This is a genomic window from Alphaproteobacteria bacterium (assembly GCA_016870095.1).
GTDB lineage: Bacteria > Pseudomonadota > Alphaproteobacteria > Paracaedibacterales > VGCI01 > VGCI01.
Genome location: VGCI01000004.1, coordinates 77,547 through 89,291 on the forward strand (window position 1 = coordinate 77,547; position 11,745 = coordinate 89,291).

The window sequence follows — 11,745 nt, forward strand, 5'->3', positions numbered from 1 at the left end:
CGCTTACCCTTTATTTAAATTTGATACAACTAACCCCGCAAGCGACTTGATATAATCAGAATGAATACCCAAAGTTGGAACTCTTCCATAGAAGGGTACCCCAACAGACTCCGCGAGATACCGATAATCTATATCTAACTCTACAAGGGTTTCAGAATGTTCAGACACAAAAGCTATGGGCACAACAATAACGGGAACTTTTTCCGCACCAGCACGCTTTAGTTCCTGTTCGGTGGAGGGCTCTAACCATTTTAAGGGCCCAACTTTGCTTTGATAACATATGACTCCGTCAACAGAGGAAGGTAATTTTTTTAAAATAGACTTCACTGTTTGATGAATTTGAGCTTCGTAAGGGTCTCCGGCATCAATAACTTTTTGAGGGAGCCCGTGAGCAGAAAACAAAATACGAGGATGACCATAGGCCGATGCTTTTTCGATCCAGGGCCGCAATAAATCTGTGTGGGCCTTGATAAAAGAGACCTCATCAGGATAACTGTTAATTTGACATGTGGGGATGCTTAGCCCTTGCCGCTTTGATTCTTTTTCCCATTCCAGAAAACTCGATCCGGTTGTTGTGATGGAAAATTGAGGATAGAGGGGCAGTAAAATGACTTGTGTTGGTTGAAAAGATTTAACCTTAGCAATAACTTCTGAAGCGCGGGGGTGCCAATACCTCATAGCCACAAAAACTTCCACCTCTTGATCTGGAATTTTCTTTTTCAGTAGCTGAGCAAGGTGATGAGCTTGAGATTTTGTATTTAGAAAAAGAGGAGACGCCCCCCCCATTTGCTGATAGATTTTGCGAGCCTTTTTACTGCGCGTTCGAGAAATTATTTCCGCCAAAAGAGGCCGCAACGGCCAAGGAAGGGAAATGATGGCGGGGTCAGAAAATAAATTTCGTAAAAAAGGGCGCACAGCCTCAAGGGTGTCGGGGCCCCCTAAGTTCATCAAAACAACAGCAAGACGATTCTGGCGGATAGTCATTCTTTACAACTCTCTTCCCCTAACAAGTTCGACAAGTTCCCTCACGTGATCCACGGGTGTTTGGGGCAAAATTCCGTGGCCAAGATTGAAAACAAAAGACGTTCCCTGAAATGCATCCAGCAGCTCGCGTACACTATCTCTCACTTTCTTTCCTCCTTCGACCAAAATTCCTGGACTTAAGTTTCCCTGAACAGGAGCAATTTTTTGGATCTGATTTTTCATTACCGAAACAGGAACCCCCTCATCAACCCCTAAAGCCAAATAGGGAAAGTCCTTAACAATCTTTGAATAAATGGGGGAAACACCTCGTCCATAATAGATAATGGGTAGGTTTGGGTAAAGACCCCGGATGCGAGAAATGATGCGACGAATGGGATCAACGATCCATTCATCTTGATTTTCAAGAGGGACTGCCTTTGCCCAAGAATCAAAAATTTGTACAGCATCTGCACCAGCTTCAATTTGAGCCAGGAGAAAAGTTCCAATAGATTCTTCCAATAATGCCATGGTTTGGATAAACAGCGGACTTTGGGTATAGAGATGATTTTTTATTCGATCAAATGTTGCTGATTTTCCTCCCTCAAGCATATAGGTAGCAATAGTCCAAGGACTCCCTGAGAAGCCAATTACGGCCTTAGTTGACGGTAAGGACTTGCGAACATTACGAAGAATGTTAAGAGGTGTAGATAACGCTTTGAGCAAATCAACATCTTGTGCATTTTCAAAAAATGTTGAGGCGTCAATGGGTTCTAAAATGGGTCCCTTCTTTTCAACAATATTTACCCTTTGTCCCAATACGTGCGGAATTACAAGGATGTCACTAAATAAAATTGCAGCATCAAAATTGAATCTTTCAATGGGTTGAAGAGTAATTTTTGTGGCAAGTTCTTCATGAAAACATAATTCCATAAAGCTGGGAACTGTTTCGCGAATGGCTCTGTACTCAGGTAAATATCTTCCTGCTTGACGCATGAGCCATATGGGGGGATATAAGTTCACATTCCCCTGAAGGGTATTTATAATCAGATTCATGGTTACTACATAATCACAATTGTATTAATTTATAAAGGTAGTTGTAGTTGTAGTAGATATATGTGAATTATGGGGATTCAATTCTTTAGGAAAATTGTCCACAGATTCTTTAATTATAAACAGTTCTTCCCTAATTGAGGGGATAATTCTTTTATCTTATTGGAAGATTTGTAAAATAGTACTTCTCTACCCGGGGATAATTTGGGGGATAAATTTTGGATTTAGTTTCAACAAGAGGGGTGTGGAAAGATAATCCACAGGTGGTTAACTTTTGTAAAGCCGTCAAAGTTATCCCGACTTATTAGCCGAAAAACGAAATTTAGGTTAGGCTATAAACTGTTCTTCATTTTGTACAAGAATTCTTTTCGTTTCATTCACAAGTTTATCCACAGCTCTCTTCGGGTAATGGATTAAGGAAGACGAAGAAGTTTTTAAAACGATGTTTTTGTAATTTCTTGACACTTATCCTGGTTTCCCTTACTTTTTAAATACATGCTGAATTATATTTATTTCTTTTTTTCTTTCCTCATTGGATTGTCTATTGCCACCAAAGCAAGTGTACCGCAGGTTTTGGTTACAATTAAACCTATCCATTCTTTGGTTGCGGGCGTTATGGAGGGGATGAATTCTCCGACGCTTTTGATGAGTGGGGAGAGCTCTCCCCATACTCAAAATTTAAAACCATCCGAGGTAAGACAAATTAATGCCGCTCAAGTTGTTGTTTGGGTAGGACCTTCTTATGAGACAGCCTTGCAGCGTGTGATAGAGACACCAAAAGTTGGCCAACGTATCATCACACTTCAAGATAAGCCAGGAATGAAATTATATCCGATGCGACAGGGAGGACTGTGGGGAAGTCACGTTCACGGGTCTGAAGAAGATCATTCTTGTGGTCATCAACATAACGACCAAGATTTAGACGGACATCTTTGGCTTGATCCTGATAATGCCAAAGCTATTGTTATTGCCATTGCTCAAGAACTAAGTGTGCTTGATCCAAAACATCAGAAAGATTATCACACGAATGCACAAAATGTTATCAGTCGGTTAGAAGATTTAGATCAAAATCTGAAGGAAATCTTAATGTCCGTTAAAAACAAACCCTATGTGGTTTATCATGATGGGACACAATATTTCGATCGCCATTACAAAACAAGAGCAATAGGTGTGCTTATTGGAGATAGTCATTATGGACTTAATGCTCAACACTTCCTGCAAGTTTCCGAGTATATCCGAGTGCAAAAAGTGAGTTGTGTTTTTACAGAACCGCAATTTCCGACAGATATTATTAGCTCCCTTATGGAAAAGACGGGTACACGAATAGAAACTTTGGACTATTTGGGCGTTGGTTTAGAAGCAGATAGAGATGCTTATTTTGTGATGATGCAAAACCTGGCGAGTGCTTTTTTAAAAGGGCTTTCAGATTCTTGAGATTAACCGATGGAAATTTCCATATCTTCGTGAGTTGATCCTGATTGGGGCCAAATATTTGTATCTCGATCTTCATCAAACTGGGGGGAATTAAATTTCACATAATCAACTCTTACTAACAGAAGTTCATCTGGGTTTAACCCCCCCAAATGATCAGTAGGCTTCAAACTTCGCGTAAATCGGCTTCTTACTTTACGACCTAAAGAATGAAAAACACCCCCGGTTTCAGATGAAATCTGGTGGGTATAGGATAAAAGATAGGCGCACGCACTCATGGCAAAATCTCCTTATACTTAAGAAAATAGGATAAACACTTCCAAAAACAAGCTTTGATGCCAGAAAAATTCTAAAGATTTTACTTTTCTTGATCCATCCCCCCAATGCGCATAGCAAGAGCTGCCTCTATAAAACAATCAATATCTCCATCCAGCACACCCGAAGCATTACCTCGTTCAACGCCTGTACGAGTATCTTTTACCATTTGATAGGGCTGTAAAACATAAGAACGAATTTGATGCCCCCAACCGATATCAGTCTTTCCAGCACTTTGAGCGGTTAGTTTTTCTTCTTTCTTTCGCAATTCTAGTTCGTATAATCGGGCTTTTAACATCGAATAGGCTTGAGCTCTATTCCGGTGTTGGGAGCGATCATTTTGACATTGGACAACAATGTTAGTCGGAATGTGAGTAATGCGAATGGCGCTTTCTGTTTTATTGACGTGTTGCCCCCCCGCACCGGAAGCCCGATAGGTATCAATTCGCAAATCCTTATCTTCGATGGCAATATCTATGGAATCATCAATGACAGGGTAAACCCAAACAGAAGCAAAACTTGTATGACGCCTGGCGTTAGAGTCAAAAGGAGAAATACGAACCAATCGATGAACACCACTTTCTGTTTTTAGCCACCCATAGGCCTGATGTCCCATGATTTTTAATGTAATGGACTTTATCCCGGCTTCTTCTCCAGGACTTTCTTCTAAAATTTCTAGCTTATAGCCTTTTGATTCTGCCCAACGACTATAAAGGCGAGAGAGCATGGAGGCCCAATCTTGGGCTTCTGTCCCTCCCGCACCAGCATTAATTTCTAAGAAGCAGTCATTCTTATCCGCCTCTCCCGATAACAATGTTTCTAACTGGAGGCGCGTTGATATTTTCTCAAGTTTTTCCAGTTGGGTTTCAGCTTCGACGATAATGGCTGTGTCCTCTTCGGATTCTCCTAAGGCAATGAGCTCCACATTATCTGTTAATTGGGTTTGGAGGTCCTGGATACGATTTATGGACGTTTGTAGGGCGTCGCGCTCTTTAAGGATCTTTTGCGCCAAAGCTTGATTGTTCCATAAATCTGGATCTTCAGCTTGGGTATTTAAGGATTCGAGTTGGCTTAAGGCTTTGTCCCAGTCAAAGATGCCTCCGCAACAATGAAAGACTTTGGTCAATTTGTTTAACGATGGATTCAATTTCTGCTCGCATGGATTGGCTCTCCTATTGTATCTGTTTAATATTAAGATGTAACCTCAAGCCAGAATAAGTTCAATGCCTCTGATGAGAAAGGGAGAAATACATGTTTGCTGTTATTTATAAAGGCACTGTTTATCCAAAATCAGAAGAGACGTATAAGAAACTTTGGTGTCGAATAGAAACATATTTTATTGAGTATGGGGGGGCTTTGAAAAAAGTTTCAAATTTTTATGAATGATGAAACACATTTTGGGTTTAAAAAAGTTTCTGAAAATCAGAAAACGGGACTTGTAAAAGATGTTTTTCGCCGGGTAGCTCAAAAGTACGATCTCATGAATGATTTAATGAGTTTGGGTATTCATAGATTATGGAAGGATCATCTCGTTATGGGGCTTAATTTACCCCAAAATCCTTTTATACTGGATGTAGCCGGAGGAACAGGGGATATTGCCTTTCGGATGGCAAAAGCCTATCCCCACCGAAATCCAACCATCATGGTATGTGATCTCACCCCAGAGATGATAGAAATTGGCCGAGATCGGGCGATTAATCAAGGAATTGTAAAAGAGATTGAGTGGATTTGTGGCAACGCGGAAAATCTACCCTTGCCCGATAGCTCCGTGGATTTGTATACAATTGCTTATGGTTTACGAAATGTGACGCGCATCGATGAGGCTTTAAAAGATGCTTTTCGTGTTTTGAAGCCGGGTGGAAAATTTGTGTGCTTAGAATTCAGTCGAGTTAAGGGTTTTGCCTTGGAGAAGGCGTATGATTTTTACTCATTTCATCTTCTGCCAGTTTTGGGAGAATGGGTTTCTAATGACCGCAAGGCTTACGAGTATTTAGTCGAGAGTATTCGCCAATTTCCCGAACAAGAAACGTTGGGAGAAATGATGAAATCGGCAGGATTCACAAAACTGAATTGGCAGAATTTGTGCGGTGGGATATCGTGCATACATACAGCAATAAAAGAATAAGGGGGAGGCAATAAAATGTCAGCATCTAGTGTATCTAAACCTGAATTAGATGAGAGAGTAAAAGTTGGGTTGAGTCGTTTACCTCACGGTGCAGATTTACCCTTGCCTGCCTATGGGACACCGTTAAGTGCTGGGTTAGATTTATATGCGGCTGTAGAGGAAAATGTTGTTTTGAACCCGGGCGAATGGCAAGGGATACCGTCTGGTATTTCTATTGCTCTGCCGCCCGGGTATGAAGCTCAAATTCGATCTCGCTCAGGCCTTGCTTTCAAAAACGGAGTGGCGGTTTTAAATTCTCCAGGAACAATTGACGCAGACTATCGCGGAGAAATAATTGGTATTATTATAAATCATGGCTTAGAGCCTTTTACGATTACTCGAGGGATGCGTTTTGCGCAAATGGTCATTGCTCCCGTCTCCTCCATTACATGGGATGAGCAAAAGACTTTTGATGAAACTCATCGAGGAGAAGGCCGATTCGGTTCCACAGGGTTAAATTAAAAATGAAGATTGGTTTTGTATACTTTATAATAATCATGACAATGAGCAATATTCTTGCAGCTCCTGCGCCTCCCCTAGCTCTGCCACGATTTGCGTCACTTCGCGCAAAAACGGTCAATCTGCACGTGGGTCCTGGTAAAAGCTACCATATAGAATGGATTTTTGTACGTCCCGGGCTGCCAGTGGAAATTATTGCGGAATTCGATACTTGGCGCCAGATTCGCGATTGGCAAGGTACCCAAGGATGGGTTCACAAAAGTTTACTTTGTGGGAAAAGAACAGCTGTTATTCAACAAAAACAACGCAAATTATATAAAGATACAGATGAAAACTCCCGTGTGGTTGGCTATCTTGAGCCTGGAGTATTGGGAGAGGTATTAGAATGCCGTAATGACTGGTGTCGTCTTGATGTTCAAGGCCATCGGGGTTGGATAAAACGTCGATGTATTTGGGGGGTTTATCCTCATGAAGATAAATTTAAATAGGCAATTTCAAATTCTTAAATTTTCTCTCAAGCTTTGAAGATTCTGCTTGCTCTCATTGCAAAGTCGTGATCTAAAACTCAATAGATAATTCTTGAAAGTATTCTATAATGAACACACCTCTTATTATTGCTGACCATATATGGGTTCAAGTTCCAACCCCTGGTGGAGTAAAAGTAATCCTAGAGGATGTATCTCTCTCTTTAATGCCGGGCAAAATTATGACATTGATAGGCCCGAATGGGGCCGGCAAGACAACATTATTGAAAGTTATGTTAAATCTTATTCCCGTATCAAGAGGGAAATTAACACGTAAATCAGGTCTTAAGATTGGTTATATGCCTCAAAAATTGGATATTAATCCCACTTTGCCGATGACCGTAGAGCGCCTCTTAAGCTTAGGAACGCCTGAGAGAACCTCCAAAATTCAGTCTCAAATTGATAATTGTTTGAAGGAAGTGGGCGCATTTGCTTTAAAACATAGTCGCTTAACAGTCTTGTCGGGCGGAGAAATGCAGCGGGTTATGTTGGCTAGGGCATTATTGATTTCTCCAGACTTGTTGGTTTTAGATGAGCCTATGCAAGGAGTGGATGTATTGGGACAAGAAGAACTTTATCAACTCATAGCCAAAATAAGAGATAATCGGGGATGTTCTGTTTTGCTTGTTTCCCATGATCTTCATTTGGTTATGGCAGCAAGCGATGAAGTTGTTTGTCTAAATACTCATGTTTGCTGTTCTGGTCATCCAAGTAAAGTTTCTGTGGACCCAAGTTATCAAAAATTATTCGTGGCTCCCTACAAACATGATCATGATCATCTTCACGCGGGAGGTTGTGTCCATGATTGATTTGTTTTTCAACACCTTAGTTAGCAAAGCCCTTCTGGCTGGTTTTGGCCTAGCACTCACCACAGGACCGTTAGGATGCTTTTTGGTTTGGCGTCGCATGGCTTTTTTTGGTGATGCTTTAGCGCATTCTTCTTTGCTCGGCATTGCGTTGGGGATTCTATTGCATATTGATATGAATATTGGCATTGTTGCCGTTTGTTTGCTTTGTGCCACCATCCTTGCAAAAACCCATAGCCGTCAACATTTAACAGCTGATGCTTGGCTTGGAATTATCTCTTACAGTGCTTTGGCTTTAGGCTTTTTAGCTTTATCAAAAAGTGGGTCAAATGCCGATTTAGAAAGTTATTTATTTGGTGATATTTTGACTTTGAGATTAAGAGATATCTATTGGATTTATGGATGTGCGGTTTTGGTTGGCCTGTTTTTTATTTGGAAATGGCGTGAGCTTCTTCTTTTAACTTTAGATGAAGAATTGGCTCAAACCGCTGGTGTTTCCGTTGGCTTTGTGAGGGCAACATTTATGATTATTTTGGCATTCACGGTTGCAATAGCCCTTAAAGCTGTGGGTGCCCTTTTAATGCCAGCTCTTCTCATTATGCCGGCAGCTACCGCGGGGCGTTTTGCGCGCAGTCCCGAAAAAATGGCCTTGATTGCTATGGGAAGTGCTTTTCTCGGCATATCAATAGGTCTTTTAGCCGCAATTTCCTTCAATACACCCTCTGGAGCAACCATTGTGGTTAGTTGCTTAATTCTCTTCCTGGGATCAATAGCTTGGAGGGGGAATTAGGGTTTTTAGCACCCTATTCTCATAAGTGTGGGTGTTACGTGTGGTGTTAATTAAAAAATAATAAACAATTCTCCGGCAATTATTTTTGTCTAATTTTAATTTTTTGCATTTTTAGCTGACCCTGGCGCGCTTGATAAAGCACAAAAGAAGCAGAAACAAAAGCACCACCGCCGAACGTAATTGCATATAAAACCAGGCCCTCCTCAGCATTTTTAAGCCAGCCTTTAATATGTAAATAGCCAAAAGCAGCTCCTAGAATGAACCCCACTAAACTTGTATAAAATAAAGTGCGAGTAATGAAATTCCACCAAGTTTTGGAATTGGGAGGTGAGGATTCATGGGTTTGTTGTTGAAAGAAGTCATCTGTCATGAGGAGTTCTCCGAGAGGGTAAGAAGGCACGAATCAGACGGAATCGACTGATTAAACGTAAATAAAATTGATAGGTTGTTAATGTTAAAATTAGACTTAATATTGTTGTTAAGAAAGCATGCAAGACCAAAGATTCAAAAGGTGGGTAGTTCTCTGGATTCATTATAACAATTGCAAAGAAATCTAAGCTTAGCCACATGAAAATGCCAGAAGTTACAACAAAAAGAAACTTACGGCCATACCGCCAGCAACGACGGATGGGGCATTTCCAAAGTTTTGAAAAAAAATCCGGGTTCATTGAGTCATTCATAAAGTAAACCATTTCCTAATTTATTTGACAGATTACTCTTCAAGTATGCGGCAAAAAAATTAATGAATCGTTTAAACAGAAAAGTGAATTCAGGTAATTTCTTGAAATTAAATTCATCTTCGTCCCCGGACATTATCGTTTTTATTTTTGAATCCCCTCACGATGCTGTTGCGACCTTTTGACTTTTTCAACGGACGATGAGGAAAGGGACTTCCTAAATTGGCTCTTGATGATAAATGATCCAAAAAAACATGATATCTCCTTCTATTTTCGCTGGAAAATGAGGATGACAGACTAGGTAAAAAGAGATAGGGTTTTATAGAAATCCCCGGAAATAAAAAGATAGATAAAAATGAGCCTGGTATTTTCTTTTCCACGGTTAAGTTCAAAGGCTTCCAAAAATTTAATGCTTGGGTGTTTTGTTGGGAACGCTCTGGAATGGTTTGACTTTGCTATTTATGGTTATTTAGCAGGTATTCTGGCACAACTCTTTTTCCCCAATTTTGATACTTATACTGCGTTATTGTCGAGTTATGGTGTTTTTGCTGCGGCTTTTCTCATGCGGCCTATCGGTGCTATTTTATTTGGCCATTTTGGGGATAAGTGGGGGCGAAAAAAGGCCTTACTTTGGTCCTTGGCCGGAATGGCAGTTCCTACAGTGATCATGGGGGTATTGCCTGTATACAATGATATTGGTATTTTCGCTCCCTTCAGCTTGATTATTTGTCGACTCATCCAAGGGTTGTCTTTAGGCGGTGAATTTAGCGGATCTGTTTTATTATTAACAGAGCACGCACCGCCTCAACGTAAGGGTTTTTATAGCATATGGGCGGATATGGGAAGTTCTATCGGGATGATTGCTGCGTCCTTGGCCATCCTTTTGCTTAACTCCTTCCTCACTTTAGATGAGCTCTTATCATGGGGGTGGAGACTTCCCTTTTTAACGAGTTTTTGCTTTGCTATCGGGGGATATTTTTTACGTCGACATTTAACTGAGACGCCTGAATTTCTAGCTCAAGATAAAAAACGTCCATCCTCATGGCCTTTGAGCATCATTTTTCAAAAATATAAGTGGAGATTAACTCTTGCTATCTGCTTCCTGATGGTCAATAGCGCAGGATACTATTTACTGATCGTTTTTATTCCTAATCATAATCTTAACAACTACTCTAAAATTTATGGATCCGCGACCACCTTGTTTAGTCTTATAATCATGATGCCAGCCATGGTTTGGGGGGCCTTAGTGTCAGACAAGATAGGGCAAGTTCGATGTTTAATTATGGGATATCTTGGGTGTTTAATTTTTGCCTATCCTCTACTGTATTCTGCCAAGTATGGAACCTTTTTCGAACATTTAATATGTCAGGGGTTATTTGCTACGAGTTTGGGCTTTTGTTTTGGTCCTCGCTGCAGTTTTGCAACCCAACTCTTTCCAACGTCGATTCGGTATTCCGCTGTGGGTTTGTCTTATAATATTGGAAATGCCATTTTTGGCGGGACCGCTCCCCTGATTTGTGGTCTTATGATCGAGCAAACCGGAACGATAATGGCTCCGGCTATTTATATTATTGGGGCTTCTTTGTTGTCCATCATATCTGTCATTTTGCTGGATCGAGATTTATCTTACGCTCAGAATGTTGCGCCAAAAGGTTTTCTGGATCAAACTCATACTCCTGATTACAGAATTCACATGTTACATGGATCGCCTCATCCTCAATCATCTCTTGGATATCTTCGAAAGAAAAAGTTTTAAGCATGGCTTCAACTCTATCCCGAGAGCAGCGACATTTCGCTATAAGATGACGATTTTCAAAGATACGAATTCCATCTTCCCAAAATAATCGAAACAAAAGATCTTGCTCTGTTAAATCACCAGAGAGTAATTCTGGGGCTGTAGCTGTTCCTAAGATTGATAAAGATCGCAGCCAGCCATCGTTTTCCCTTTCTATTTCTTCAAAAGATAATCCGGTACGTGCGGGTAAGCGTTGAATGATGAGAGCGGCTGCTAAATGATCTGGGGTAGGAGCGTTCTCACTTTTTGAAACGACAACAACCCCCGTTTCTAATTGATCCGATTGACGAAAGAAATGATGAAGACATTCTGAAAGTGTAGCCCCTTCAAGCTCGACAATACCTTGATAGCGCTCATCAGACTCATTTTGATCAATTGTAAAGGCTAAATACCCGGCACCAAAAATCGAATGAATTGCTGTTGTAGAAAGGGGTAATTTCAATATCGCTTCTTCATCAAATCGAGCGCAAGCGCGTATGCCCCCTTCATGCGTAATGTCAACGACCATAAGCCGAAGGGGCCCATTGCCTGTAATTTGTAATGTAAAGACGCCTTCAAATTTAAAAAGATAGGCAAGAGTAGAGGCGAGGGCAATGAGCTCTTCTAATAAGCGATTTACAAGAGGAGGATATTTATGACGGTCAATGATTTCTTGCAAATTGCCTTTCAAGCGAACCAAACGGCCTCGAACAGAAATCTTCTCAAGTTGAAAAGGGAGAACAAAATCAGATTTGGTCTTCATAATAACCCCTTGGATGCGGGTGAGAGTTG

The 11,745-nt window shown here is 40.8% G+C and carries 14 protein-coding genes; 7 read left to right on the forward strand and 7 right to left on the reverse strand.

Features of this window, described 5'->3' with window-relative positions; genetic code table 11:
* Positions 1-3 precede the first annotated feature (3 nt).
* Positions 4-984: a ferrochelatase gene (gene hemH, locus FJX03_04445; protein MBM3632940.1), complete on the reverse strand. Its 981-nt coding sequence runs from the start codon at positions 982-984 to the stop codon at positions 4-6.
* A gap of 3 nt (positions 985-987) precedes the next feature.
* On the reverse strand, positions 988-2,016 hold the full coding sequence (locus tag FJX03_04450; protein ID MBM3632941.1) for a uroporphyrinogen decarboxylase: 1,029 nt from the start codon (positions 2,014-2,016) through the stop codon (positions 988-990).
* Between the two features lie 492 nt (positions 2,017-2,508).
* Between FJX03_04450 and FJX03_04455 the strand changes: the two genes are divergently transcribed.
* Positions 2,509-3,447: a zinc ABC transporter substrate-binding protein gene (locus FJX03_04455; protein ID MBM3632942.1), complete on the forward strand. Its 939-nt coding sequence runs from the start codon at positions 2,509-2,511 to the stop codon at positions 3,445-3,447.
* A 2-nt stretch (positions 3,448-3,449) separates the two neighbouring features.
* Here the strand turns inward: FJX03_04455 and FJX03_04460 are convergent, their stop codons facing one another.
* Together FJX03_04460 and prfB are read right to left on the reverse strand one after the other, a co-directional pair.
* Positions 3,450-3,722, reverse strand: coding sequence for a hypothetical protein (locus FJX03_04460; protein ID MBM3632943.1), 273 nt, complete (start codon positions 3,720-3,722; stop codon positions 3,450-3,452).
* 80 nt (positions 3,723-3,802) lie between these two features.
* Positions 3,803-4,919 (reverse strand): peptide chain release factor 2 gene (gene prfB, locus FJX03_04465; protein ID MBM3632944.1). Its coding sequence is split into 2 segments (ribosomal slippage): positions 3,803-4,849 and positions 4,851-4,919, totalling 1,116 coding nucleotides; the frame shifts between segments, so codons are not numbered across the junction.
* Between the two features lie 218 nt (positions 4,920-5,137).
* Between prfB and ubiE the strand changes: the two genes are divergently transcribed.
* From ubiE to FJX03_04490, 5 genes are all read left to right on the forward strand, one after another.
* The gene (ubiE, locus tag FJX03_04470) at positions 5,138-5,884 is read left to right on the forward strand and encodes a bifunctional demethylmenaquinone methyltransferase/2-methoxy-6-polyprenyl-1,4-benzoquinol methylase UbiE (protein MBM3632945.1); all 747 of its coding nucleotides are present in this window, start codon (positions 5,138-5,140) and stop codon (positions 5,882-5,884) included.
* A gap of 15 nt (positions 5,885-5,899) precedes the next feature.
* On the forward strand, positions 5,900-6,385 hold the full coding sequence (locus FJX03_04475; GenBank protein MBM3632946.1) for a dUTP diphosphatase: 486 nt from the start codon (positions 5,900-5,902) through the stop codon (positions 6,383-6,385).
* 35 nt (positions 6,386-6,420) lie between these two features.
* The gene (locus FJX03_04480; GenBank protein MBM3632947.1) at positions 6,421-6,870 is read left to right on the forward strand and encodes a hypothetical protein; all 450 of its coding nucleotides are present in this window, start codon (positions 6,421-6,423) and stop codon (positions 6,868-6,870) included.
* Between the two features lie 107 nt (positions 6,871-6,977).
* The gene (locus FJX03_04485; protein MBM3632948.1) at positions 6,978-7,715 is read left to right on the forward strand and encodes a metal ABC transporter ATP-binding protein; all 738 of its coding nucleotides are present in this window, start codon (positions 6,978-6,980) and stop codon (positions 7,713-7,715) included.
* Positions 7,594-8,502, forward strand: coding sequence for a hypothetical protein (locus FJX03_04490; protein MBM3632949.1), 909 nt, complete (start codon positions 7,594-7,596; stop codon positions 8,500-8,502). Before FJX03_04485 ends, FJX03_04490 begins: the two co-directional genes overlap by 122 nt.
* A gap of 79 nt (positions 8,503-8,581) precedes the next feature.
* Here the strand turns inward: FJX03_04490 and FJX03_04495 are convergent, their stop codons facing one another.
* Positions 8,582-8,872 (reverse strand): hypothetical protein, encoded by a 291-nt coding sequence (locus FJX03_04495; GenBank protein ID MBM3632950.1) that lies wholly within the window; start codon positions 8,870-8,872, stop codon positions 8,582-8,584.
* A complete protein-coding gene (locus FJX03_04500; GenBank protein MBM3632951.1) occupies positions 8,862-9,182 on the reverse strand; it encodes a hypothetical protein in 321 nt (106 codons plus the stop codon). Before FJX03_04500 ends, FJX03_04495 begins: the two co-directional genes overlap by 11 nt.
* Positions 9,183-9,534: 352 nt before the next feature.
* Here FJX03_04500 and FJX03_04505 point away from each other — a divergent pair, with 352 nt between their 5' ends.
* Positions 9,535-10,935, forward strand: a complete 1,401-nt coding sequence (locus tag FJX03_04505) for an MHS family MFS transporter (GenBank protein MBM3632952.1) — start codon at positions 9,535-9,537, stop codon at positions 10,933-10,935.
* Here the strand turns inward: FJX03_04505 and FJX03_04510 are convergent.
* Positions 10,781-11,716, reverse strand: coding sequence for a molecular chaperone Hsp33 (locus tag FJX03_04510; GenBank protein ID MBM3632953.1), 936 nt, complete (start codon positions 11,714-11,716; stop codon positions 10,781-10,783). The genes FJX03_04505 and FJX03_04510 overlap by 155 nt on opposite strands.
* Positions 11,717-11,745: the final 29 nt, after the last annotated feature.

Coding starts and splice junctions, on each gene's coding strand:
- FJX03_04495 (MBM3632950.1), bottom strand. CDS start 8,872: ATGACAGATGACTTCTTTCAACAACAAACCCATGAATCCTCACCTCCC.
- FJX03_04450 (MBM3632941.1), bottom strand. CDS start 2,016: ATGAATCTGATTATAAATACCCTTCAGGGGAATGTGAACTTATATCCC.
- FJX03_04500 (MBM3632951.1), bottom strand. CDS start 9,182: ATGAATGACTCAATGAACCCGGATTTTTTTTCAAAACTTTGGAAATGC.
- FJX03_04505 (MBM3632952.1), top strand. CDS start 9,535: ATGAGCCTGGTATTTTCTTTTCCACGGTTAAGTTCAAAGGCTTCCAAA.
- FJX03_04455 (MBM3632942.1), top strand. CDS start 2,509: ATGCTGAATTATATTTATTTCTTTTTTTCTTTCCTCATTGGATTGTCT.
- FJX03_04510 (MBM3632953.1), bottom strand. CDS start 11,716: ATGAAGACCAAATCTGATTTTGTTCTCCCTTTTCAACTTGAGAAGATT.
- FJX03_04480 (MBM3632947.1), top strand. CDS start 6,421: ATGACAATGAGCAATATTCTTGCAGCTCCTGCGCCTCCCCTAGCTCTG.
- FJX03_04475 (MBM3632946.1), top strand. CDS start 5,900: ATGTCAGCATCTAGTGTATCTAAACCTGAATTAGATGAGAGAGTAAAA.
- ubiE (MBM3632945.1), top strand. CDS start 5,138: ATGAATGATGAAACACATTTTGGGTTTAAAAAAGTTTCTGAAAATCAG.
- hemH (MBM3632940.1), bottom strand. CDS start 984: ATGACTATCCGCCAGAATCGTCTTGCTGTTGTTTTGATGAACTTAGGG.
- FJX03_04460 (MBM3632943.1), bottom strand. CDS start 3,722: ATGAGTGCGTGCGCCTATCTTTTATCCTATACCCACCAGATTTCATCT.
- FJX03_04485 (MBM3632948.1), top strand. CDS start 6,978: ATGAACACACCTCTTATTATTGCTGACCATATATGGGTTCAAGTTCCA.
- FJX03_04490 (MBM3632949.1), top strand. CDS start 7,594: ATGTTTGCTGTTCTGGTCATCCAAGTAAAGTTTCTGTGGACCCAAGTT.